This window comes from Dyella sp. 05T440, assembly GCF_056395965.1.
Window position 1 is genome coordinate 103,330 of sequence record NZ_JBFTKN010000012.1, and the last position, 22,457, is coordinate 125,786.

A 22,457-nucleotide genomic window follows, 5' to 3' on the forward strand; every position below is an offset into this window, starting at 1 on the left:
TTGGATGGCGCCGCTCTTGTGGCCGCTGCCGGGACGCGGCCCGACCGCCCCGTCTGAACGCGCGTTCACGCCAGTGGTCCCTTCGGGCGCATTCCGGCCCCTGAGGCACCTCTGTTATCCTAGAAGGCTGAATATCCGGAATTTCAAATCACATGATCGAGACCAATCCGATCCATGCGCAGATCGCGGACCTCAAGGGCCGCGTCGAGTCGCTTAGGGGGTATCTTTGACTACGCCACCAAGCGTGAGCGTCTCGAAGAAGTAAGCCGCGAACTGGAAAGCCCCACCGTGTGGGACGATCCGCCGCGCGCACAGGAGCTGGGCCGCGAACGCGCCCGCCTGGACACCATCGTCAGCGGCATCGACAGCCTGACGGCCGGCCTCACCGATGCCGGCGAGCTGCTGGAAATGGCCGCCGCCGACAACGATGAAGACACCGCCAACTCGGTGGTCAAAGACCTGGCCGGCCTCGAAGCCAAGGTGAGCAAGCTGGAATTCCAGCGCATGTTCTCCGGCAAGATGGACGCCAACAACGCCTTCGTGGACATCCAGGCCGGCGCCGGTGGTACCGAGGCGCAGGACTGGGCCGAAATCCTGCTGCGCATGTACTTGCGCTGGGCCGAGTCGCGCGGCTGGAAGGCCGAGCTGATGGAAGTCTCCGGTGGCGAAGTGGCCGGCATCAAGTCCGCCACCTTCCGCGTGGAAGGCGACTACGCCTATGGCTGGCTGAAGACCGAGATCGGCGTGCACCGCCTGGTGCGCAAGAGCCCGTTCGATTCGGACAACCGCCGCCACACCAGCTTCACCTCGGTGTTCGTGTCGCCGGAAGTCGATGACGACATCGATATCGACATCAACCCGGCCGACCTGCGCACCGACGTGTATCGCTCGTCCGGCGCCGGTGGCCAGCACGTCAACAAGACCGAGTCGGCGGTGCGTATCACGCATATCCCGACCAATACGGTCGTGGCCTGCCAGACCGAACGCAGCCAGCACGCCAACCGCGATCGCGCCATGAAGATGTTGGCGGCGAAGCTGTATGAGCTGGAGCTGCAGAAACGCAACGCCGAGAAGGATGCGCTGGAAGCGACCAAGTCCGATATCGGCTGGGGCAGCCAGATCCGCAACTACGTGCTGGACCAGAGCCGTATCAAAGACCTGCGTACCGGCATCGAGCGTTCGGATACGCAGAAGGTGCTGGACGGCGACCTTGATGAATTCGTCGAGGCGAGTCTGAAGTCCGGCCTGGATGCCGGTGCCAAGCGCGTGGATGCCTGATCGACACCTATGGAACCTGGCCACACCGGAGGTAATGCCCGCATGACTCGCAGGAAGACTTTCCGTACGTTGATGGCATGTGTTGCATTGATGGCGTGCCAGGGCATGGTCGCCGCGCAAGACAATTCTGCCAGCCAGGGCGTCAAGGAGGATGCGCGCACGGCCGGCAAGAAGGTCGGCGACGCTGGCCGTGACGTAGGCCATGCCACGAAGGACGCGGCCGTGTCCGTCGGGCACGGCGCGAAGGATATGGGCGTGGCGGTGGGTCACGGCACGAGGGATGCCGCCTTGACCGTCGGGCACGGTGCGCGTGATGGATGGAATGCCACCAGGCACGCCGTCAAGCACGCGTTCGGTAAGGACGATTGATCGTCGGTGGCGCGGGAAATCCTTCGCCGTGATGATCTGATGACAAACAAAACATGCGTCCGCCACATGGGGCAGGCGCTGGCAGCGACGGGAACCTCATGACTGAACCGACCGATATCCAGCCCATCGACGAGAACAAGCTGATCGCCGAGCGCCGCGAGAAACTCAAGGCGTTGCGTGGGCAGGGCGTGGCGTTTCCGAACGACTACAAGATCGACGCGTTCACGGGCGATCTGCAGGCCGAGTTTGCCGATACGGAGAAGTGGACTGCAGAAGCCATCGAAGGCCTTGCTCGCCGCGTGAAAGTCGCTGGCCGCGTCATGCTCAAGCGCGACCAGGGCAAGGTTGCCTTCGTGCAGATGCAGGATGTCAACGGCCGTATCCAGCTGTTCATCCACCAGGGCACGGTGGGCGAGGATACGTACAAGGCGTTCAAGACCTGGGACATGGGCGACATCGTCGGCGCCGAAGGCACGCTGATGCGCACGCGCACGGGCGAGCTGTCGGTGAAGGTGGATGTGCTGCGTCTGCTGACCAAGAGCCTGCGTCCGCTGCCGGACAAGCATCACGGCATGGCCGATGTGGAGCAGCGCTATCGCCAGCGCTATGTCGACCTGATCGTCACCGAGGATGCGCGCCGCACGTTTGCGCAGCGCTCCAAGATCATCGGCTTCATCCGCAAGTGGCTGGAAGCCGAGCCGCGCCGCTTCATGGAAGTGGAAACGCCGATGATGCACGTGATCCCGGGCGGCGCCACGGCGCGTCCGTTCGTGACGCATCACAACGCGCTGGATATGGATCTTTATCTGCGCGTGGCGCCGGAGCTTTACCTCAAGCGCCTCGTCGTCGGCGGCTTCGACCGCGTGTACGAGATCAACCGCAACTTCCGCAACGAGGGCGTGTCCACGCGACACAACCCTGAGTTCACCATGCTCGAGCTGTACCAGGCCTACGCCACGTACACCGAGATCATGGATATCACTGAAGAAGTGATCCGCGAGACGGCCAAGAACGTGATCGGCACCACCAAGCTGGTGTGGGAAGGCAACGAGATCGACGTGGGTCCGGCGTTCCGTCGCTGGAGCATGGAAGACGCCGTGCTGGAGCTGAACCCGGAGATCAAGCGCGACGACCTGCGCAATCGCGACGCCATGGCCGCGCACGCCAAGCGCCTTGGCTGCCAGGTCAAGGACGGCTTCGGCTGGGGCCGCCTGCTGCTGGAAATTTTCGAGAAGACGGTGGAGCACACGCTGATCCAGCCGACCTTCATCACCGATCACCCGGTGGAAGTGTCGCCGCTGGCGCGCGAGAGCGACACGAACCCCGGCATCACTGACCGCTTCGAGCTGTTCATCAACGCCAAGGAGCTGGCCAACGGCTTCTCCGAATTGAACGACCCGGAAGACCAGGCCGCCCGTTTCCAGAAGCAGGTGGAAGCCAAGGTCGGTGGCGACGACGAAGCCATGCATTTCGATGCCGACTACATTCGCGCGCTGGAAGTGGGCCTGCCGCCGACCGGCGGCCTGGGCATCGGCATCGATCGCCTGGTGATGTTGCTCACTGGTTCGGCGTCGATCCGCGACGTGCTGCTGTTTCCCTATATGCGCCCGGAGGCCTGATCCATGTGGTTCGCGATTGTTGGTACGGATGTGCCCGATTCCCTGGAGAAGCGTTTGGCCGCGCGCCCGGCGCATGTGGAACGCCTGAAGAAGTTGCTGGATGAAGGCCGCCTGCTGGTGGCCGGCCCGTTCCCGGCGATCGATTCGCCCGATCCGGGCCCGGCGGGTTTCACCGGCAGCCTGATCCTGGCCGAGTTCGCCTCGCAGGCGGACGCGGAGGCCTGGGCCAAGGTCGATCCGTATGTGGATGCCGGCGTCTACGCCAGCGTCAGCGTCAAACCCTTTATCAGAGCGCTGCCGCAGGCATGAGCGCGCCCATGGTCGAGCAGATCCGCGAGCGCCTGCAGCAGGCGCTGGAACCCTCGACCCTCGAAGTGCTGGACGAGGGCCACAAGCACGCCGGCCATGCCAACGAGGGGAAGGGGCATTTCCACGTGCGCATTGTCAGCGCGGCGTTTGCTGGCCAGATGTCGATCAAGCGCCATCGCCTGGTTTACGCAGCCCTGCACGGGCTGATGGACAACGGCATCCACGCGCTGTCGATCGACGCAAAGGCGCCCGGCGAGTAAGGGCAACCGGTTCCCTCACCGTCGTCCCAGCGAAAGCTGGGACCCAGTGACTTTGCCTTGAGACGCACCGTCCGAAGGCGCTGGATTCCTGCTTTCGCAGGAATGACGATCTAGGGCGAATAGAAAACTTTTCTATAACATTGGCTTATGCGCCAGTGTTAAAGTGAAACCTGTGGCCAAAACGCATTGCGGCTTCCCCTCGCGTTTGGCACAGTGACCCATCGCCCGGGCGCCCCCGGGCTTATCCACTTTTGCCGCCGATGCCCGCATGCGCCTGACTACGATCAAACTCGCCGGCTTCAAGTCCTTCGTGGACCCGACGACGCTCCATTTGCCGACCAATATGACCGGCGTCGTAGGTCCGAACGGCTGCGGCAAATCCAACATCATCGACGCCATCCGCTGGGTGATGGGCGAGAGCGCGGCCAGCCGCCTGCGCGGCGACTCGCTCACCGACGTGATCTTCTCCGGCTCCAACGCGCGCAAGCCGGTGGGCCAGGCCACGGTCGAGCTGATCTTCGATAACGCCGACGGCACCATCCAGGGCGAATACGGGCAATACGCCGAGATTTCGGTGAAGCGCCAGGTGACGCGCGACGGTCAGTCGGCGTACTACCTCAACGGCGCGCGCTGTCGCCGCCGCGACATCACCGATCTGTTCCTGGGCACGGGTTTGGGTCCGCGCAGCTACTCGATCATCGAGCAGGGCATGATCAGCCAGATCGTCGAGGCGGCACCCGACGAGTTGCGCACGCATCTGGAGGAAGCCGCCGGCATCTCCAAGTACAAGGAGCGCCGCAAGGAAACCGAGAGCCGCATCAAGTCCACCCGCGAAAACCTCGACCGCGTGCGCGACGTGCGCGACGAAGTGGACAAGCAGCTCGAGCACCTGAATCGCCAGGCTCGCGCCGCCGAACGCTGGAAGGCGCTGAAAGAAGACCAGACGCGCAAGGAAGCCGAGCTGCGCGCGCTCGAATACCGCGGCCTCAAGAGCCAGCATGACAACGAAGGCTCGGGCCTGTCCGCTGCCGAGATCGAGATCGAAAAGCACGTCGCCACGCAGCGCCATTTCGAGGCGCAGATGGAGACGGTGCGCGAGCGTCACACCGACGCCACCGACCATTTGAACAAGGTGCAGGCCGAGGTCTACAAGGTCGGCGCCGAGATCGCCCGCGTCGAACAGCAGGTGCGCTTCAACCGCGAAACCGCCGATCGACTGCAGCGCGCGCAGGGCGAGACCGAGCGCGAACACGCCGAGCTGGCCGAACACATCGCCAACGACCGCACGCAGGTGGAAACGCTGCGCATGGCGCTGGCCGAGGGCGAACCCAAGCTCGAAGCCCTGCAGCAGATGCAGGACGACACCACCGAGTCGCTGCGCGATACCGAAACCAAGCTGGCCGACTGGCAGCAGCGCTGGGATTCGCATACCCGCACGGCGGGCGAATCCAGCCGCGCCGCGGAAGTGGAGCGCACCAAGCTCAATTACCTCGATCGCCAGTCGATCGACCTGTCGCGTCGCCGCGAAGCGCTGGAGACCGAACAGAAAGCCACTGACATCGCCGCGCTCGACGCCGCATCCGAACAACTGCTGGTCGAACACGACACGCAGCGCGAACGCGTCGAATCGCTGGGCAGCCTGCTCGATCAGCACAAGTCGGCGCACGAAAAGGTGCTGGACGAAGAGCGCCAGGTGCAATCCTCGCTCAACGAGGCACGCCAGCAGCTGCAGACCGCGCGCGGACGTCACGCCTCGCTGGAAGCGCTGCAGCACGCGGCGCTGGGCCAGGAAGAAAGTGCAGCCAGTGGCTGGCTCGCGCGACTGGGTCTGGACAAGTCACGCCGCCTGGGCGAATCGCTGCAAGTGGAAGCGGGCTGGGAAACGGCCGTCGAAACTGCTCTGGCTGGCTTTCTCGATGCCGTACTGGTCGACGAATCGCACGCGCTGGCGACTGAATTCGGTGCGCTGGACAATGCGGACGTGGCCCTGGTCAACGGCGCCGACGGTGGCGTGAACACGGCAGGCACGCTGGCGGCCCATGTGCGCGGTCCGGCGGCGGCGCTGACCATTCTCAATCACGTGCTTACCGCCGATTCCATCGAGCACGCACACCGGATCGTGGCCGGTCTCTCGGCGCTGGCGCCGTATCAGTCGGTGATGACGGCCAGCGGCGAATGGCTGGGTCCGGGCTGGGCGCGCGTGCGTCGCGCGCAGGGCAACCAGGTCGGCGTGCTGGCGCGCGAGCGTGATTTGCGCACGCTGGCCGAACAGATCCAGGCGCTGGAAGAGCGCATCGAAGAAGCCACCAACACGCTCGACGATCTGCGCACGAGCAAGTTCGAAGCCGAGCGCGCGCGCGACGATGCACAGCGCGAGCTCTACAACGCGCACCGTCGTCAATCCGAACTGGCAGGCCAGGTGCAAAGCCACCGCGGCAAGATGGAAACTGCCCGCGCCCGCGCGGAAAAGGTGACCGGCGAACTCAATGACCTGATCACCCAGCTCGATGAATTGCAGACGCAGACGCGCGATGCGCGTGCGCGCCTGGATGAATCCGTCGGCCATATGGGCGACCTGGAAGACCAGCGCCGCGAGCTGGAAAACGAACGTCGCGCCTTGCTCGAAGCACGCGAAGAAGCGCGCATGAATGCGCGCGAGGCAGCCGATCAGGCGCACGCGCTGGCGCTGTCGATGGAGTCGAAGCGTTCGTCGCTGACTTCGCTGGAGCAATCGCTGGCGCGCATGGACACCCAGCTGCGCCAGATCGAGGCGCGCCGTACCGAAATCGCGGACCAGTTGGCTGCGGGCACCGATCCTATCGCCGAACTGGAAGCCGAGCGCCAGACCTATCTCGATCAGCGCCTGCTGGTCGACAAGCAGCTGGTGGAAGCGCGTCGCGGCCTGGAAGACTGCGATGTGGAATTCCGCCGCCTCGAGCAAGAGCGTCAGCGCATCGAGCAGTTGTTGCAGGGTCTGCGCGAAGGGCTGTCGCAGAAGCGCCTTGCTGCACAGGCCTTGCAATTGCGCGCCGAGCAGTTGGCCGAGGCGATCACTGCATCCGGTCTCGAACTGGAACCGCTGCTTGCCGAGCTCGCCGAAAATGCCGACGCCAGCCAATGGCGCACGCAGCTGGTCGAGATCGGCCAGAAGATCGTGCGACTGGAGCCGGTCAATCTCGCCGCGATCCAGGAACACGCCGAGCAGAGCGAGCGCAAGACGTATCTGGATAATCAGCTGACCGACCTGGTCAGCGCCATGGAGACGCTGGAGGCGGCGATCAAGAAGATCGATCGCGAAACGCGCCAGCGCTTCAAGGAAACCTTCGACCGCGTCAACGCCGGCGTGCAGGAGTTGTTCCCGCGCCTGTTCGGCGGTGGCCACGCGTACCTGGAACTCACCGGCGACGATCTGCTCAACACCGGCGTGGCAATTATGGCGCGCCCTCCGGGCAAGCGTGTTTCCAACATCACCCTGCTGTCGGGTGGCGAAAAGGCGCTGACCGCGGTGTCGCTGGTGTTTGCCATCTTCGGCCTCAATCCCGCGCCGTTCTGCCTGCTGGACGAGGTGGACGCGCCGCTGGACGAAGCCAACGTGGGTCGCTTCTCCAACATGGTGAAGGAGATGAGCGAGAAAGTTCAGTTCATCTTCGTCAGTCACAATAAGGCCACCATGGAAGCCGCCTCCCAGCTGTGCGGCGTGACCATGCGCGAAGCAGGCGTATCGCGACTCGTGCAGGTGGATCTGGCTGAAGCAGCTAAACTTGCGGGAGCAGCTTGAGGATTTGATATGACCGTGCAACCCGTACTCGCTTTTGCCTGGAATGCCGCCGTTGGCGTTCCCATGCTCATCGTCGGCCTGATTGTTCTGGCGGGACTGTGGCTGTTTGGCCAGCCCAGGAAAGAGCAGGGCAAGCGACGGGTGATCGTGACGGCCTCGGGCGAACGCCGCGAGCCGACCTTTGGTACCGAAGGCGATATCTCTACCGAGCCGTCCTTCAGTGCGCACGACGATTTCCGCATGGACGAACTCGACGCCCGCCAGCAGCCCCATCAGGGTGAGCTGGATGTCGGTCTGCGTGAGGAACTGGAACGCCTTGGCGCCACGCTCGCGGGCGGCAAGGACAGGGTCGAGCCGGCGCCGGTCGGTCGCTCGCTGGGCGCGGCGGCATCGATTGTCGATGCCTTGCGCGCACCGCCGGAGAAATTCGAGCAGAGCCTGGCGCAGGCGACGGGTGCCGATCAGGTGACCGCCCCGCGTGTACACGAGCCGGAGCCCGTGGCCGTTGCCGCGCCGGCGCCCGCACCGGCGCCGGAGGCGCCGCGCGTGCCGCAGCGTTCCGACGTCGGTCGTCGTCCGGAACGCCTGCCGGTCGAGCGTATCGTTACGCTGTTCGTGGTGGCGCGCGAAGGCAATGTGTTTAACGGCGCCGACCTGATCGTGGCGGCCGAAAAGACCGGCCTGGAATTCGGCGACATGGGCATTTATCACCGCCTGGTGGACGGCAAGCGCGAGCTTGGCCCGATCTTCAGCGTCGCCAATATGGTCAAGCCGGGCAACTTCGACCTGAGCCGCGTCGATGCCATGCGCACGCCGGGCCTGAGCTTCTTCATGACGCTACCGGCGCCGATTCCCGCGCTGGACGCATGGGACGCCATGCTGCCCACCGCGCAACGTCTGGCCGAGCTGCTGGACGGCCAGGTGCTGGACGAGGAGCGCAACGCCCTCGGCCGCCAGCGCGTGGCGCATATCCGCGACGAACTGCGCGGCTGGGACCGCGATCACGAAGGTCGGGAAATCACCTTCGGGCGCTGAACCTTGCCAGCGCTGACTGGAAGCAACCCCTCCCTTGTGGGAGCGCACCCTGTGCGCGACTAGGCGCGGCTACGTAGCGACGCCTAGTCGCGCACAGGGTGCGCTCCCACAGGGAAGGGTGGGTGATCTGCGGGGCATCCGTTCAACAACAACCTTGCGTACAACCGCCGCCTCAGACACAGTCAGCACCAAGGAGGGAACATGGCCTGCACCTTGTTGCGTCGCCTTGCCTGTCTGGGGCTGTTGGCGCTGGCTGCCTGCACCCATTCGGATCTTCGTCCCGATTACCCACGCGTTCCCAGCACGGTGTTGCCGGTCCAGCCGGATGCACCGCTGGAGGCGTATGCCAAGCGCATCTCCGCGCAACATGGCAGCGACAGCGGGCTGCGCCTGATCAGCGATTCCAACGACGCCTTGCTGGCGCGCATTGCGCTGGCCAACCGCGCCGTGCACTCGCTCGACCTGCAGTACTACATGTTCCATTCCGATGCGACCGGCGGCTTGCTCGCGCAACGCCTGTTGGCCGCCGCCGATCGTGGCGTGCGGGTGCGCCTGCTGCTCGATGACTTGCACGTGGCCGGCAACGACGACGTGCTGCGCATTCTGGATGGCCATCCGAATATCCAGATACGCCTGTTCAATCCCTTTCTGGATCGCAGTACGTCGAGCTTGAGCATGGGCATGCAGTTTGCCGGCGATTTCTCCCGCCTCAACCGGCGCATGCACAACAAGGCGATGATCGCCGACGGCGCCATGGCGATTGTTGGCGGCCGCAATATCGGCGACGAATATTTCGACGCGAACGACAGCGTCAATTTCCGCGACCTGGATGTGCTGACGATTGGCCCGGTGGTGGCCGAGGTCGGGCAGATGTTCGATCGGTACTGGAACAGCGAACAGTCATTCCCGATCGGCGCGTTTCATCGCAAGACGCCCAGCCCCGAGAAGCTGGCGCAGCTGCGCAAGACCATGGCGGCGAGCGCGCGCCAGTTCAGCGAGAGCGGCTATGCACAGAGCCTGGTCGCCCGCGTGGGCGACCTGGCACATGAGGCGCCAGCTACGTCGTGGGCCTGGGGCACGGCCACGTATCTCGCGGACGATCCGGAGAAGGGCAATCCCGCGGCTGACGGCAAGGACCTGCATATGGCGCCGCAGATCCGCGCGTGGATGGATGGCGCGCAGCAGCGGCTCACCTTGATCTCGCCGTACTTCGTGCCGGGCGACAAGGGCGTGGCGTACTTCAAGGGCATGTGCGACCGCGGTGTCGACGTGTCGATCCTCACCAACTCGCTGGCATCGACGGACGCCGGCAATGTCTACGTGGCCTATGCGTCCTATTACACGGGCCTGTTGAAGGCCGGCGTGCATCTGTACGAACTGAAGCCGGACGCGCGAAAGGGCCGTGGCGGCAGCAGTTTCTTCGGCTCGTCCTCCGGCAGCAACAGCTTGCATGCGAAGGCCATGGTGGTCGACGAGCAACTTGCCTTTGTCGGTTCGATGAATCTCGATCCGCGCTCGGTCCACATCAATACCGAGGACGGCGTCATCGTGGATTCGCCGGGGCTCGCCAAGGCGCTGCTGGCGATCTTTGCCGACGCCACCAAACCGGTCCACAGCTACCAGGTCCTGCTGGACGACAAGGGCAGCGTGTACTGGGTGGGCAAGGGTCCGGGCCAGTCGGACGTGCGTTACGACCACGCACCCGAAACGAGCTGGTGGCGGCGCTTCAAGGTCAATGCCGGCGGCCTGCTGCCAATCGAAAGCCTGCTCTGAACCACCCCTTGAAGTCCGGGGCGGGCGGCCCTATGATTGAGTGGTCACTCAGTTATTGATCCCCATGGCCCGCCCCCGCAGCGAAGACAAGCGCAACGCCATCCTTGATGCCGCGACCCAGGTGTTCGCGGAGCAGGGTATCAATGCGCCAACCGCCCGGATCGCCCGCACCGCAGGCGTGGCAGAGGGCACGCTGTTCACCTACTTCGACAGCAAGGACACGCTGCTCAACCAGCTGTACCTGGAGCTGAAGGTGGACATGCGCGAGGCGATGCTAACGGGCTATCCGCGTCGCGCCAGCATCCGCGAGCGGGCGGCCCATGTCTGGCGCACTTATATCGACTGGGGCGTGGCGCATCCGCAGGCTCGAAAGGTGATGGCGCAACTGAGCGTGTCCCAGTGCATCGCGCCCGAAACCAAGGCGACCGGCTCGGCACCGTTCGGCGATGTGCAGGGCATGTTGAAGGAGGCCATGACCAAGGGCGTGTTGAAGGAGCTCGACCCCGCTTTCGTGGGCGCGCTGCTCACGTCGCTGGCGGAAACCACCATGGATTTCATCGCCCGCGAACCGGAGCGGGCAGAGCAGTATCGATCGGCAGGCTTCGAGGCGTTCTGGAACGCCATCGGCAAAGCCTGATTTGTTTTGACCATTAAATGAGTGTGTAATCACTCAATAGAGAGGACGTCATGTCAAAGGTATGGTTGGTAACAGGCAGTGCGCGCGGCCTCGGCCGGGATATCGCCGAAGCAGTGCTGGCCCATGGTGATCGCCTGGTGGCGACAGCGCGTCGGCCGGAACAGCTGGCCGATCTGGTCGAGCGTTACGGCGAGCATGTGCGTGCGGTGGCCTTGGATGTGGCCGATCCGGCGGCGGGCCGTGCCGCAGTGGATGCGGCGGTAAGGGCGTTTGGCCGTCTGGACGTCCTGGTGAACAACGCCGGCTACGGCCACGCGCGACCGTTCGAGCAAAGCGACGAAGGCGACTTCCGCGCGCAGATCGAGACGAACTTCTACGGCGTGGTGAATATGACGCGAGCCGCGCTGCCGGTGATGCGTGCGCAGAAGTCGGGCCACATCCTGCAGATTTCCTCGGTGGGTGGGCGTATTGGTACACCGGGCCTGTCCGCGTACCAGTCGGCGAAATGGGCCGTGGGCGGCTTCACCGAAGTGGTGGCTGCCGAAGTCGAGCACCTGGGCATCAAGCTGTGCTCGCTGGAACCGGGTGGCATGCGCACGGACTGGGCCGCCGAGGCCAACAGCACCCTGGGCGATCTGCTGCCCGACTATCAGGCCTCGGTGGGTGTGTTCCGCGAACGCCTCAAGGATGCGCTGGGCAAACAGGCGGGCGATCCGGCGCGGGTGGCGCAGGTGGTGTTGAAGATGGGCTACCACGAGCAGCCGCCTCGTCATCTGCTGCTGGGCAGCGATGCCTTGCAGTACTTCGGTCAGGTGGACGCCCAGCGCATCAGCGCCGCCGAGCGCTGGCGCGAGGTCAGCCTTTCCACGGGCTACGACGTGGACGCCATCCCGGCGTTTCCTGCGTACTAACGGCGCCTGGCATAGGAGATCCGGACGTGAAAATCATACTGTTTGGCGCGTCCGGCATGGTCGGCCAGGGCGTGCTGCGTGAATGCCTGGCGGCACAGGATGTGGAAGAAGTCCTGGTGCTGGGACGAAGTTCGCTAGGAGTGCATCACCCCAAGCTGCGCGAGCTCGTGCATCAGGACTTCTTCGACTATGCGTCGATCGAACCGCAGCTGCATGGTTACGACGCCTGCTTTTTTTGCCTGGGCGTGAGTGCGGCGGGCATGGACGAGGCGACTTATACCCGCCTCACCTACGAGCTGACGCTGGCGGCGGCCAGCACGCTGGCGCGGCTCAATCCCTCGATGGTGTTCGTCTATGTGTCGGGCGCCGGCACCGACAGCACGGAGCAGGGACGCAGCATGTGGGCGCGGGTGAAAGGGCGCACGGAGAACGCGCTGCTGCGCCTGCCCTTCCGTGCGGTCTACCTGTTTCGTCCGGGCTTCATCGAGGCGGTGCATGGCGAGCGTTCGAAGACCACGATGTCCCGCGTGGTGTACGCCGTGACGCGACCATTGGTGCCCGTGCTGCGGGCGCTGTTTCCGCGGCAGATCCTGAGCACGGTCACCATCGGCCAGGCCATGCTGGCGGTGGCCAGGGCGGGCGGACCCAGCCCCGTGCTGGAGTGCCCGGACATCGACCGGGCCGCCAAGCAGGGCTGATCCAGGCCGTGGCCCTAAGGTGTTAGTGCGCGGAGCGGACGAATGGCGTAGCGTGGCGCGGCGTTCAACCGGCGGCGGGTGCTACGGTTCGGCCCGCCTTGTCTGCGACCTCTCTGGCGACGAGTGCCCGCATGCGCTCAGGTATTCCCGGCAAACCGAGCTCGACTCGTGGCCACCGCCTGGTCTGGATGGCGTGTGTGGTCTTGTTGGCGGCGTGCAGCAGTCTTTCGCGGCAGCCAAAGAATGATGCCCTGAACGAAGCACGCCACCTGTGGCGTGACACGGCGGCCGTCCAGCGCAAGGACCTTGCCGCCCGCAACTGGCTGCATTGCGCCGTGGTGGCTTACCAGGCCTCGGAGCAGGGGAGCGCGGCCCAGCAGGCGGAAGCCCAGACGCTTGCCGACAACTGCACGCATGAGTTGCTGGGTTATCTGTTGGACGTCAAACCCGACCCGTGGCGTTCGCAGTCCATGCGCGTACTGGACGTGCCGCTGCGGGTGGAATTCCGCGATCTTCCCGATAGCCTGGACGATGGGCCGGTGGCCTTGGCGCGCGCCGACGAGGTGACCATTCCCCCGGTGATGGGCGAGCGGTTCGCGACGCCTGGCTATGGCGTGCCGATGGTGGGGTGGCAGAAGCGATGCAACGACAAGCCAATCTGCATGCTCTATCCGCCAGAGGGCATCACCCGGTCGCTTACCGCATGGGTGGAGCCTGGCGCTGACGGTGTTGCGCAGCTGATCGTTTCCGGTATGCGCGAACACGCGGACATCACCATCGGCAAGCGCAGCGTTCCTCTGGCGACGGATCCCTCTGCGACCCTGGCTGCGCTTTACGATCGTTCGCACATCAACCGGCTGGCCTTGTGGAACCTCATTGGCGGGCGGCAGTTCGCGCTGCGCGAGGGGCTGTATCTGCTGGAAGATTACGATCCGAACAAGACGCCCGTGATCATGGTGCATGGGTTGGGGCGCAGCCCGATGGTGTGGGCGAAGCTGACCAACCTCATCGACGGCGACCCTGATTTGCGGGCGCGCTATCAGATCTGGCACGTGGTCTACCCGACCAACACGCCGCAGTTGCTCAATCGGCTGATCGTGCAACGCTCGCTCGATCAGGCCTGGCATATTCTCGATCCCGATGGCACCGCGCCGGCGCATCAGGACGTGACGCTGATCGGGCACAGCATGGGCGGCGTCATTTCCCGGCTGATCGTGTCCGACAGCAACGATGTGATCTGGAAGGCCGCGTTCGATATTCCCACAGAGCAGTTGCGCGGCACGCCCGCGGATCTCGCGATCGTGGATTCGGTATTTCGCTTCCATGCTTATCCCGGCGTGACGCGCACGATCTTCCTGGCGGCACCGCACCTGGGCTCGCCCTATGTCGACAGCCTGATCGGGCAGGTGGCGTTGCGCGTGGTGCACGCCCATGCGCCGGAACTCGATGCCCTGGTCCGCGTGGCGGCGGAAAATCGCGCCCACGAAAATCCTCTGCTGGCCAAGGATTACGAGCAGTACGGCCTGAGCAGCATCAGCACGTTGCGCGACGCACAACCCGTGAGTCATGCGGCGCAATCGCTGATGCCGGCGAACGGGGTGCGCTATTACACGTTTGCCGGCAACCTGCCTGGCACGAATCCTCCGGGTGACGGCTTTGTTCCGTTGAAGAGCGCAACGATTCCCGGCGCCGTCTCCACCACCGTCGTGAAGGACGGCCACCAGCTCTATCTCAACGATGAAGTGCTGGCGAAGATTGTGGAGATCCTTCGCCAGCCTTCAGCGCCGTGATCAGTGGGAGGCGATTGCAGGCAACGGGTTTTGCACGGATGAGATTTGCGGCAGCGGTACCTTGATCGGATCCTGCGGCGCCACGATGGCCCACACCAACAATTTGGCCGGCTGGGTCGTGCTCGGATTGCGCGTGACCAGATGATGCGCCCGCGGCGGCTCGTACCAGCTCTGGCCGGCGCCATAGGTTTTCGGTTCCTGCCCTTCGAGCTGCGACACGACCTGGCCTTCGAGCACGTAGGCGAAGATCGAGCCCGGATGCAGATGCGGCGCGGCGCTCTGGCCGGGTGCGAGGGTGACGGTAGCCATCATCGCGTTCTTGCCGGGCACGTCGGGCAAGGCTTGCTTCATCAGCGGCTGGACGGTTTCTTCGCCACCGTCGTGGGCTTGCGCCGTGACGGCGCCGAATGCCATGACCAGCGAGAGGACCAGGGGAGCGAGCGACATTTTCATGGCATCGCTCCGCTCAGGCCGGCAGTTTGCGGAAGGCGATCGCAAAACGATTCCAGCCGTTGATGGCGACGATCAGCAAGGTGAGGTCGGTCAGTTCTTCTTCAGAGAAGTGCGGCTGCACGGCCTGCCACACGCTGTCGGGCACATGGTTGCTGGCGATCAGCGTGAGCGATTCGGTCCACTCCAGCGCGGCGCGTTCGCGGTCGGTGAAAAACGGTGTTTCGCGCCACACGCTCAAGGTCGCCAGGCGGCGTTCGTTCTCGCCCGCCTTGCGGGCATCGGCCGAATGCATGTCCACGCAATAAGCGCAGCCGTTGATCTGCGATGCGCGCAGGCGGACCAGTTCGATCAGGGATTTTTCCAGGCCGCTTTTGGCGATGCGCTGCTCCAGGCCGACCATGGCCTTGATCGCTTCGGGGCTGGCTTTGTAGAAGTCGAGACGCTGATTCATGACGAGATCCTCAGTGGGGATTCGGTGGGAAAGTGGAATCAGGTTAGACTTCTCACTGGCCTTCTTAAATGTCCATTTTTGAGATATTTGAGGTAACCACTGATGGACATCCTGCTTACCATCGCCGGCCGCCGGGACCTGGCCGGACAGCTTTACCAGCAACTGCGTGGGGCGATCGTCGATGGACGCCTGGCAGCGGGTTCGCGGCTGCCGTCCACGCGGGATCTGGCCAGCCAGTTGGGCGTATCGCGCAAGACCACGCTCGAGGTATTCGAGCGGTTGATCGCCGAGGGTTTCCTGGTCGCCAGGCAAGGCGACGGCACCTTCGTCGCCGAAGGACTCGCCACGCCGCCGCCGGCCCGCGCCCGCGGCGCCTCATCGCCCAAGGCGGCGAAAGTATGGCAGCGGGTTCCCGAGGCCTTGTCGATGCCCAAGCCTGGCGAACGGCTGCGCTATGACTATCTGGGTGGAGTCACTGACAAGGCGCTGTTCCACGCCGATGCCTGGCGCGCCTGCGTGGCGCACGCCTTGCGCACGCAGGCGCGTGGGCGGGGCATGTATCGGGATCCGGCCGGCGAGCAGGAGTTGCGGCTCGCGATCGCGCGCTATCTCGGTTTCAGTCGTGCGGTGGCGTGCAACTGGCAGGACGTGCTGGTGACCCAGGGCGCGCAACAGGCCATCGACCTTGCCGCGCGCGTGATGGTCGAGCGCGGCGATGTGGTCGCGGTCGAAGAGCCCGGCTATCCGCCGGCGCGCGCCAGCATGTTGGCGCTGGGCGCGCGGGTCAAACCGGTACGCGTGGATGCGGAAGGCTTGTGCGTCGACGAGCTCCCCGATGACGCGCGACTGGTCTATGTGACGCCTTCGCACCAGTTTCCGCTCGGCATGCCGATGAGTCTGGATCGGCGCGTGGCCTTGCTGGAGTGGGCCTCGCGCCGCGGCGCACTGATTGTGGAAGACGACTACGACGGCGAATTCCGCTTTGAAGGACGTCCGCTGGAATCGCTCAAGGGCCTCGATCGCAGCGGCGTGGTGGCCTATGTCGGCACGTTCTCCAAGACGATTTTTCCGGAACTGCGCACCGGCTATGTGGTGCCGCCGCCGTCGCTGGCCGCCGATTTCCTCAAGGCCCGACAGATCAACGACTGGCACGGCTGCAGCCTGACCCAGGCCGCGCTCGGCCGCTACATGCTGGACGGCGAGTTCGGCCGGCATGTGGGTCGGGTGCACAAGCACTACGCCGAACGCCGGGCCGCGCTGCTGGAACACCTGCGAGGTCCCTTGTCCGCATGGTTGGAGCCGATCGTGCCGGCGGCCGGTATCCACCTGGTCGCGCGGTTGCGCCAGGGCATGCGTGAGGAAGCGGTGATTTCCCGCGCCCGCACCGCCTCCATCGCGCTCTACGGCATCAGTCGCTTCTACGCCGGGCGGCGCGCGCAACAAGGTCTGCAGTTTGGCTATGGCGACACGCCGGTGCAGGACATTCACGCCTCCATGCAGCAACTGGCTGCCTTACTGGCTAGTGCTTAAGGGGCACTGCCGGCCTTTCGGTTTTACCCAAAAGTATTAGTCGATGGGCGCTGCGAATTCACGCGAATTCAGCATTTGCTTCAGCATGATCGGGTCGCATGGTGAGCAGGGGCAGCACGGTCGCCATGCAGCGAGAACGGCAGGGCTCACGGAAGGGCGATAGGAGTCCAGCTGTCTTTCCCGCCAGGCGGGCGGGGCGGCCCAGGGCGACATCACCGGACGGCGCGGGGGAGGGAGTATGGGCATGCGCAAGATAACGATCAGGTTTCAGGACGTCGCCACTGAGTTAGCCCAGATCAACACGTTGCGTGACGACGTGATGGAGCGCGCCTTCAGCATGCTCGAGCAGCGCCACGACACGCTGGCCGCGATGCTGGTGCAAAGCCTCGGTGATCGCCAGCGCGCGGTGCGCTGGATGTGCCGTCATCAGAATGCGTTCGATGGACGAACCGCTTACGAGTTGCTCGCCGATGGCGAGGCAGACACCGTCTGGGACGAGATCGCGCTACTGAGCGATGCACCGGTATCGGCACGCATCAACGCCGTGCGGATGGCTTACTGAGGGCGTTCCGTTCCGACCGCGACGGGGCTCGGCGTCTTGATCGCCCACACGCTGTTGGCGTTGCCGCTGCGCGCCCTTCGCGTTGCCGCGCGTGCAAGCAGCGCGAAGGCGATGCCTAGTGCGATGCCGGTGAGATCGACGCCGATCACCCGCCAGCCGAGCGGCGACCACGCCTGCGTCATGGCCGCGGCATTGCTTGCCAAGTCCACGATAGCCATCGCGGCGGTGAGCGCCGCCGTGACCCACAACAATTCGATCATCGCCCTGGCCACCGGTCGCAGGCAGGCATAGGCACACGCGGCGAGGAAGAGTCCGTAGCAGGCCACGCGCTGCGGCAGGCCGGCATCCACGCCCAGGCGCACCGCGATCCAGGTCGCCACGAACGCACCGGAGATGGCCAGGCAGCTGCCGATGCACACACCCACGGTGGCGCGCGCCATCACCAGCGTCTTGCGCGGCTGCTCCGCATGCCGGCGCTTGCGGCGCGATTCGATCCACAGCAGGTTGCCCGAATAAAACAGGAACGCGCCGGCCAGGCCGAGGATGAAATAAAGCCATTGCACCGTGCGTCCGCCAAAACTGCCGAAATGCAGGCCAAACAGCGAGGCGTAACTGATCCCGTTGACGCTGTATCTATCGCCCACATAGGTGGCCAGCACCGTACCGTCATGCGCCGACATCGCCACGCTGCCGAACGAACCCAGCGTGTGCTGCGATAGGCCGCGCACTTCTGCCACGGCATTGCGATCGCCGTAGTGCACGAAGTGCATATAGTCGGGCTCGAACGTGGTGACGCCGTTTTTCAGTGCTTCGGTGCGTGCGCGTTCAATCAGCGCATCGGTGGACAACATGCTGGCGTTGGTGCCGCTGACTGTAACCGTCGGCGTGGTGTTGGTGGCCTTGGCGAAGGCATCGAACAGCTTGCCGTCGAACGCCACCGTGTTGAGCGCGGCCAGCGTGATGCCGAACAAACAGAACAGCGCGCCGGTCACCGCGAAGATCACATGGAACGGCAGGCTGATTACGCCGATCGCGTTGTGTGCGTCCTGCCAGAGCCGCTTGAGGTTGCGCCCCACGCGCATGGCGAACAGATCCTTCACCAGTTGCGGCAGGTGGATCAGGACGCCCGACAGCAAGGCGAGCCCGTAGATCACGCTGACGATGCCCATCAGATACAGGCCGATCACCGGCAGTCCCAGCGAGTCGTGCAAGGCGTAGACGAAGTCGGCCAGTTCGTTCTCTGCTGCTTCGGCGCGCGGCGCATCCACCTGGCTGGCAGTAGCAAAACGGCTGCCGTCCTTTGCTTCCCAATACGCATAGGCGGCGTGGGAGCTGTCGCGCGCAAGCACGATGCCGAAGTCCTCGCGTGCCTCGGGATGGTGGGCGAGCAGACGTTCGACCAGGGTATCCATCGGCACGTTCGCGTCGGCCGCGGCGCGCCAGGGCGGGTTCTGCCAAGCGGCGATGTCGTCGTGGAAGACGGTAAGCGCACCGGCATAAAAGGCCACGAACAGCGCGAAGCCAGCGAGCAGGCCGGTCCAGGTATGCACGGTCTGGAAGGTACGGAGGGTGGCGGCTTTCATCACAACTTCCCTGTATCAGCCGGGCAGGCGCAGCAGCCACAGCGCAGCAAAAACGACGATGTTCGCGCTGCCCATCACCAGCCAGGCGCGCGGTCCGCTGCGAAACATATAGGCGATGGCCATGAAGGCCGTCCACAGCGGAAAGAACAGGATCAGCGCCGGTATCAGCAAGGCTTGGCCGTGTCCTGGCAGCACATACAGCAAGAGCGCGAGCAACAGGGCGGCGAGCGGAAAGCCGAGCAACGTGCCGGCGAGGCAGCGGGCGATCATGATTCGCCGACTTCCGCGGCTTCGGTGCGCCACCACGCCAGATAGGGCAGCAGTACCCAGGTGAGCATCAGCATGGTCAGTGCCGCGGTAATACCCGGTCCGACGCCAGCCGCATACCACCAGCAAGCCGTGCCCAGGAGCACCATCAGCCAGCCCAGGCCGCGGGCGGAAGCGGGCAGGGACACGGCACGCAGCCGCTGCTGCGCGCTGGCCAGATAGACCAGCACGGCGCCCGACAGGGTCAACAACAGGGCACAAAAGGTGATCACGTCGGCGCCTTGAAACCGCTTTGCATCAGCTTGAATATTGAGAATTATTCTCATTTGACGGCGATGCTGTCAACCGCGCGGGTCGCCGGACGGCAGCGCCGCGCCGATCTGCCGCACTCGCGACATCGCCTAAAACTGGTACTGGAAACGCCCCACGATGGCAGACGGATGCTTGCCGCTGTTTTCGTTGCCGGGCTTGTTCAGGTCCAGCGCGTGGACCAGGTTGGCGGAGAGGCGTACCGATTTGTCGAGGTACCAGTTCACGCCCAGGGTGAGATTGGTCTCCTTGCCGCCGACCACATCGCGATCGTTGAGGTCGGTCATGCTCAGGCGTGCGCCGACTTCAAGCGCGCCGCCGCCATGCCCGTTCCAGGAGGCATGCGGCACCACCGGTCCGAAGGTGGCGTTGCCTTCGCGGTAGTCGCGGCTTTCTCCGGTGATCATCCAGCTGGCATAGGCGTACCAGCCGCGGAAGCGCAGGGCAGGCAGACCGTCGCTGCGTTGCAGATGCGCCTCCATATATTCGGCCTGCCAGGAGAACGGCCCGTTGACGTGCGCCGCTTCGAGGCCGTAGCGCTGCACCTTGTTCGAGCCGGTGATATCGCCGGTGTTGAGGAAATAGCCGTCCGAGGACAGTGCCACCTCCGAGGCCGACTTGAACTGCTGGTCGTTGTCGGGGCCGGCGCGACGCGTCGAATAATCGATGGCCAGGTGATACGAGCCGCGCGCAGTATTCAGCAGATAAGCCAGGCGACCGGTGAGAGCCACGCCGCGCTGGGTACGGCCTTCGTCCTTGGTGCCGGCGGTATAGAAGCCGTAACTCCATATCCAGGGGCCGTGGAAATCGCTGGAGGTGACGCCCACGCTGCGACTCGGTGCGAGCGCATTGGTGGTGGCGCGCTCGAGAAAAGTCGTGTTGCGAAAACTGCCGAACTGCTCAAGGCCGAACGGTTCCTGCTGGTTGCCCATGGTGACCACGCCGAAATACTTGGTCTGCTTGCGAACGTAAACATCCTTGAATTCCAGATGGCCGTCCACGATCTGCGCGTCGGCATAGAACAGCCAGTCGAAGCGCAGATTGTGAGTGAGGCTGATGTCGGCGCGCCGTATCGAAAATTGCGTATTGCCCAGGCCTTGATGGTTGTAGTCGGCGGCATCGACCATCACGTAGCCGTGGATCTGGTTGTGGATCACCGGCGTGTCGATGCCGCCTTCGAAGGGACGCATCAGCGACAACTCGCGCAAGTGCTCCAGTGCAGCGCTGTCATTGCTGGCCGTCGACGTCCCGGAGGCAGGCGCGGCGGGCAAGGCTTCTTCAGAAGCGCTGGTCGAGGCGGCCGATGGTTTTGACGGCTGATGGACGCATCCCGCTGCCGTCGCGCAGGCAAGGCCAAGGCTCAACCATGTCGGGGCATGGCCAGCCAGCGTCTTGCGCGCGATATCCGCCATGCCCGCTCACCCCCGTCCCTTGCCGCTGTTGACCTCTGGCGGCCAGCCATCCTTGCGCTGGCCCGGGCTATTCATAGTGCCGCGATGGTGAAGCTTTGGTCTGTGGGAGCTGCAGGAAGCGAGCGTCCGCAATCCTGCCGTGGCGGGGCAGGGCTTCCCTACGGAGGCGCATGGCCCGCCGTGCGGGTTAATATGGCGGTTTGCAACGCCTCCCAGGAGTCCTCGAGTGATCATCAACCCCAAGGTGCGTGGTTTTATCTGCGTGACGGCCCATCCGGTCGGTTGCGAGCACAACGTGATCGATCAGATCAACATCACCAAGGCGCAGGGCGACCTGGGCGAGGGTCCCAAGCGCGTGCTGGTGATCGGTGCTTCCACCGGCTACGGCCTGGCCTCGCGCATCACCGCGGCCTTCGGTTACGGCGCGGCCACCCTCGGCGTGTTCTTCGAGAAGCCCAGCAGCGAGACCAAGACGGGCACCGCGGGCTGGTACAACTCCGCGGCGTTCGACAAGCTCGCCAAGGAAGCCGGCCTGTTCAGCCGCTCGATCAACGGCGATGCGTTCGCCAACGAGACGCGCGAGCGCGCCATCGAGATCATCAAAAACGAGATGGGCGGCAAGATCGACCTCGTCGTCTATTCGCTGGCCTCGCCGGTGCGCAAGCTGCCGGACACCGGTGAAGTGGTGCGCTCGTCGCTCAAGACCATCGGCGAGACCTTCACCGCCAACTCGATCGACACCAACCGCGACACCGTGGTGCAGGCGTCGGTGGAGCCGGCGACCGAGCAGGAAATCAAGGACACCGTCACCGTGATGGGTGGCGAGGACTGGAAGCTGTGGATCGATGCGTTGAGCAAGGCTGGCGTGCTCGCCGATCATGCCAAGACCGTGGCCTATAGCTATATCGGCACCGAGATCACCTGGCCGATGTACTGGCACGGCACGCTCGGCCAGGCCAAGCAGCATCTGGACAACACCGCCAAGCAGCTCGTCGCCGAGCACAAGGCCGAGCATCTGGATGCCTACGTGGGCGTGATGAAGTCGGTGGTGACCCAGGCGAGCGCGGCGATCCCGGTGCTGCCGCTGTATATCGCCATTTCCTTCCGCGTGATGAAGGAGCTGGGCATCCACGAAGGCACCATCGAGCAGATCAACCGCATGTTCCGCGACCGCCTGTACCGCAAGGATCATGGCGCGACCGAAACCGACAGCGACGGCCGCCTGCGTCTGGACGACTGGGAGCTGCGCGACGATGTGCAGCAGGCATGCAAGGCGCTGTGGTCGACGGTGAACACCGAAAACCTCAACCAGCTCACCGACTACGCCGGTTACAAGAGCGACTTCCTGCGCCTGTTCGGCTTTGGCCGCAGCGACATCCATTACGAAGAAGACGTGAACCCGGATCGCCGCTTCGACGTGATCGAACTCTGAT

The 22,457-nt window shown here is 64.4% G+C and carries 21 protein-coding genes; 15 read left to right on the forward strand and 6 right to left on the reverse strand.

All coding sequences use genetic code 11. The features are described from left to right. Positions 1 to 152 precede the first annotated feature (152 nt). The 12 genes from prfB (at position 153) to AC1DE1_RS16120 (ending at position 14,457) form a co-directional block, all read left to right on the forward strand. A protein-coding gene (gene prfB, locus AC1DE1_RS16065; protein WP_477177558.1) for a peptide chain release factor 2 occupies positions 153 to 1,278 on the forward strand; the annotation gives its coding sequence in 2 pieces (ribosomal slippage) (positions 153 to 227 and positions 229 to 1,278; 1,125 coding nt in all). Positions 1,279 to 1,320: 42 nt separating this feature from the next. Beyond that, complete coding sequence (locus AC1DE1_RS16070) at positions 1,321 to 1,647, forward strand: hypothetical protein (protein ID WP_477177559.1); 327 nt, start codon at positions 1,321 to 1,323, stop codon at positions 1,645 to 1,647. Positions 1,648 to 1,745: 98 nt separating this feature from the next. Beyond that, a complete protein-coding gene (lysS, locus tag AC1DE1_RS16075) occupies positions 1,746 to 3,266 on the forward strand; it encodes a lysine--tRNA ligase (RefSeq protein WP_441602378.1) in 1,521 nt (506 codons plus the stop codon). Positions 3,267 to 3,269: 3 nt separating this feature from the next. After that, positions 3,270 to 3,575, forward strand: coding sequence for a YciI family protein (locus AC1DE1_RS16080; RefSeq protein WP_477177560.1), 306 nt, complete (start codon positions 3,270 to 3,272; stop codon positions 3,573 to 3,575). An 8-nt stretch (positions 3,576 to 3,583) separates the two neighbouring features. Then, positions 3,584 to 3,835, forward strand: coding sequence for a BolA family protein (locus tag AC1DE1_RS16085; RefSeq protein ID WP_441602376.1), 252 nt, complete (start codon positions 3,584 to 3,586; stop codon positions 3,833 to 3,835). Between the two features lie 268 nt (positions 3,836 to 4,103). Further along, positions 4,104 to 7,613, forward strand: coding sequence for a chromosome segregation protein SMC (gene smc, locus AC1DE1_RS16090; RefSeq protein ID WP_477177561.1), 3,510 nt, complete (start codon positions 4,104 to 4,106; stop codon positions 7,611 to 7,613). A gap of 63 nt (positions 7,614 to 7,676) precedes the next feature. Continuing rightward, the gene (gene zipA, locus AC1DE1_RS16095) at positions 7,677 to 8,648 is read left to right on the forward strand and encodes a cell division protein ZipA (RefSeq protein ID WP_477177582.1); all 972 of its coding nucleotides are present in this window, start codon (positions 7,677 to 7,679) and stop codon (positions 8,646 to 8,648) included. A gap of 201 nt (positions 8,649 to 8,849) precedes the next feature. Next, positions 8,850 to 10,421 carry a phospholipase D family protein gene (locus AC1DE1_RS16100; RefSeq protein ID WP_477177562.1) on the forward strand — a complete coding sequence of 524 codons (1,572 nt, stop codon included), beginning with the start codon at positions 8,850 to 8,852 and terminating at the stop codon, positions 10,419 to 10,421. Between the two features lie 64 nt (positions 10,422 to 10,485). Continuing rightward, positions 10,486 to 11,058 (forward strand): TetR/AcrR family transcriptional regulator, encoded by a 573-nt coding sequence (locus tag AC1DE1_RS16105; RefSeq protein WP_477177563.1) that lies wholly within the window; start codon positions 10,486 to 10,488, stop codon positions 11,056 to 11,058. A 50-nt stretch (positions 11,059 to 11,108) separates the two neighbouring features. Then, the gene (locus tag AC1DE1_RS16110; protein WP_477177564.1) at positions 11,109 to 11,969 is read left to right on the forward strand and encodes an SDR family NAD(P)-dependent oxidoreductase; all 861 of its coding nucleotides are present in this window, start codon (positions 11,109 to 11,111) and stop codon (positions 11,967 to 11,969) included. Positions 11,970 to 11,995: 26 nt separating this feature from the next. Further along, positions 11,996 to 12,667 carry a Rossmann-fold NAD(P)-binding domain-containing protein gene (locus tag AC1DE1_RS16115; RefSeq protein WP_477177565.1) on the forward strand — a complete coding sequence of 224 codons (672 nt, stop codon included), beginning with the start codon at positions 11,996 to 11,998 and terminating at the stop codon, positions 12,665 to 12,667. A 131-nt stretch (positions 12,668 to 12,798) separates the two neighbouring features. Continuing rightward, positions 12,799 to 14,457: an esterase/lipase family protein gene (locus AC1DE1_RS16120; protein ID WP_477177566.1), complete on the forward strand. Its 1,659-nt coding sequence runs from the start codon at positions 12,799 to 12,801 to the stop codon at positions 14,455 to 14,457. Here the strand turns inward: AC1DE1_RS16120 and AC1DE1_RS16125 are convergent, their stop codons facing one another. Both AC1DE1_RS16125 and AC1DE1_RS16130 read right to left on the reverse strand, forming a co-directional pair. Beyond that, entirely contained in the window at positions 14,458 to 14,910 is a 453-nt protein-coding gene (locus tag AC1DE1_RS16125) for a cupin domain-containing protein (RefSeq protein ID WP_477177567.1), read from the reverse strand. 13 nt (positions 14,911 to 14,923) lie between these two features. After that, entirely contained in the window at positions 14,924 to 15,361 is a 438-nt protein-coding gene (locus AC1DE1_RS16130) for a carboxymuconolactone decarboxylase family protein (protein WP_441602367.1), read from the reverse strand. A 102-nt stretch (positions 15,362 to 15,463) separates the two neighbouring features. Between AC1DE1_RS16130 and pdxR the strand changes: the two genes are divergently transcribed. Beyond that, positions 15,464 to 16,891, forward strand: a complete 1,428-nt coding sequence (pdxR, locus tag AC1DE1_RS16135; protein WP_477179136.1) for a MocR-like pyridoxine biosynthesis transcription factor PdxR — start codon at positions 15,464 to 15,466, stop codon at positions 16,889 to 16,891. Positions 16,892 to 17,129: 238 nt separating this feature from the next. Further along, positions 17,130 to 17,453 carry a DUF2384 domain-containing protein gene (locus AC1DE1_RS16140; RefSeq protein ID WP_441602365.1) on the forward strand — a complete coding sequence of 108 codons (324 nt, stop codon included), beginning with the start codon at positions 17,130 to 17,132 and terminating at the stop codon, positions 17,451 to 17,453. Here the strand turns inward: AC1DE1_RS16140 and AC1DE1_RS16145 are convergent. From AC1DE1_RS16145 to AC1DE1_RS16160, 4 genes are all read right to left on the reverse strand, one after another. Beyond that, entirely contained in the window at positions 17,447 to 19,036 is a 1,590-nt protein-coding gene (locus tag AC1DE1_RS16145; protein WP_477177569.1) for a PepSY-associated TM helix domain-containing protein, read from the reverse strand. The two genes, AC1DE1_RS16140 and AC1DE1_RS16145, sit on opposite strands and share 7 nt — an antisense overlap. 15 nt (positions 19,037 to 19,051) lie before the next feature. Further along, a complete protein-coding gene (locus AC1DE1_RS16150) occupies positions 19,052 to 19,306 on the reverse strand; it encodes a hypothetical protein (protein ID WP_477177570.1) in 255 nt (84 codons plus the stop codon). Next, positions 19,303 to 19,575, reverse strand: a complete 273-nt coding sequence (locus tag AC1DE1_RS16155) for a hypothetical protein (protein WP_477177571.1) — start codon at positions 19,573 to 19,575, stop codon at positions 19,303 to 19,305. The genes AC1DE1_RS16150 and AC1DE1_RS16155 overlap by 4 nt, the downstream gene beginning before the upstream one ends. 129 nt (positions 19,576 to 19,704) lie before the next feature. After that, positions 19,705 to 21,024 carry an OprO/OprP family phosphate-selective porin gene (locus AC1DE1_RS16160; protein ID WP_477177572.1) on the reverse strand — a complete coding sequence of 440 codons (1,320 nt, stop codon included), beginning with the start codon at positions 21,022 to 21,024 and terminating at the stop codon, positions 19,705 to 19,707. A 226-nt stretch (positions 21,025 to 21,250) separates the two neighbouring features. Between AC1DE1_RS16160 and fabV the strand changes: the two genes are divergently transcribed. Next, entirely contained in the window at positions 21,251 to 22,456 is a 1,206-nt protein-coding gene (gene fabV, locus AC1DE1_RS16165) for an enoyl-ACP reductase FabV (RefSeq protein WP_441602360.1), read from the forward strand. The last annotated feature ends 1 nt before the right edge of the window (position 22,457 follow it).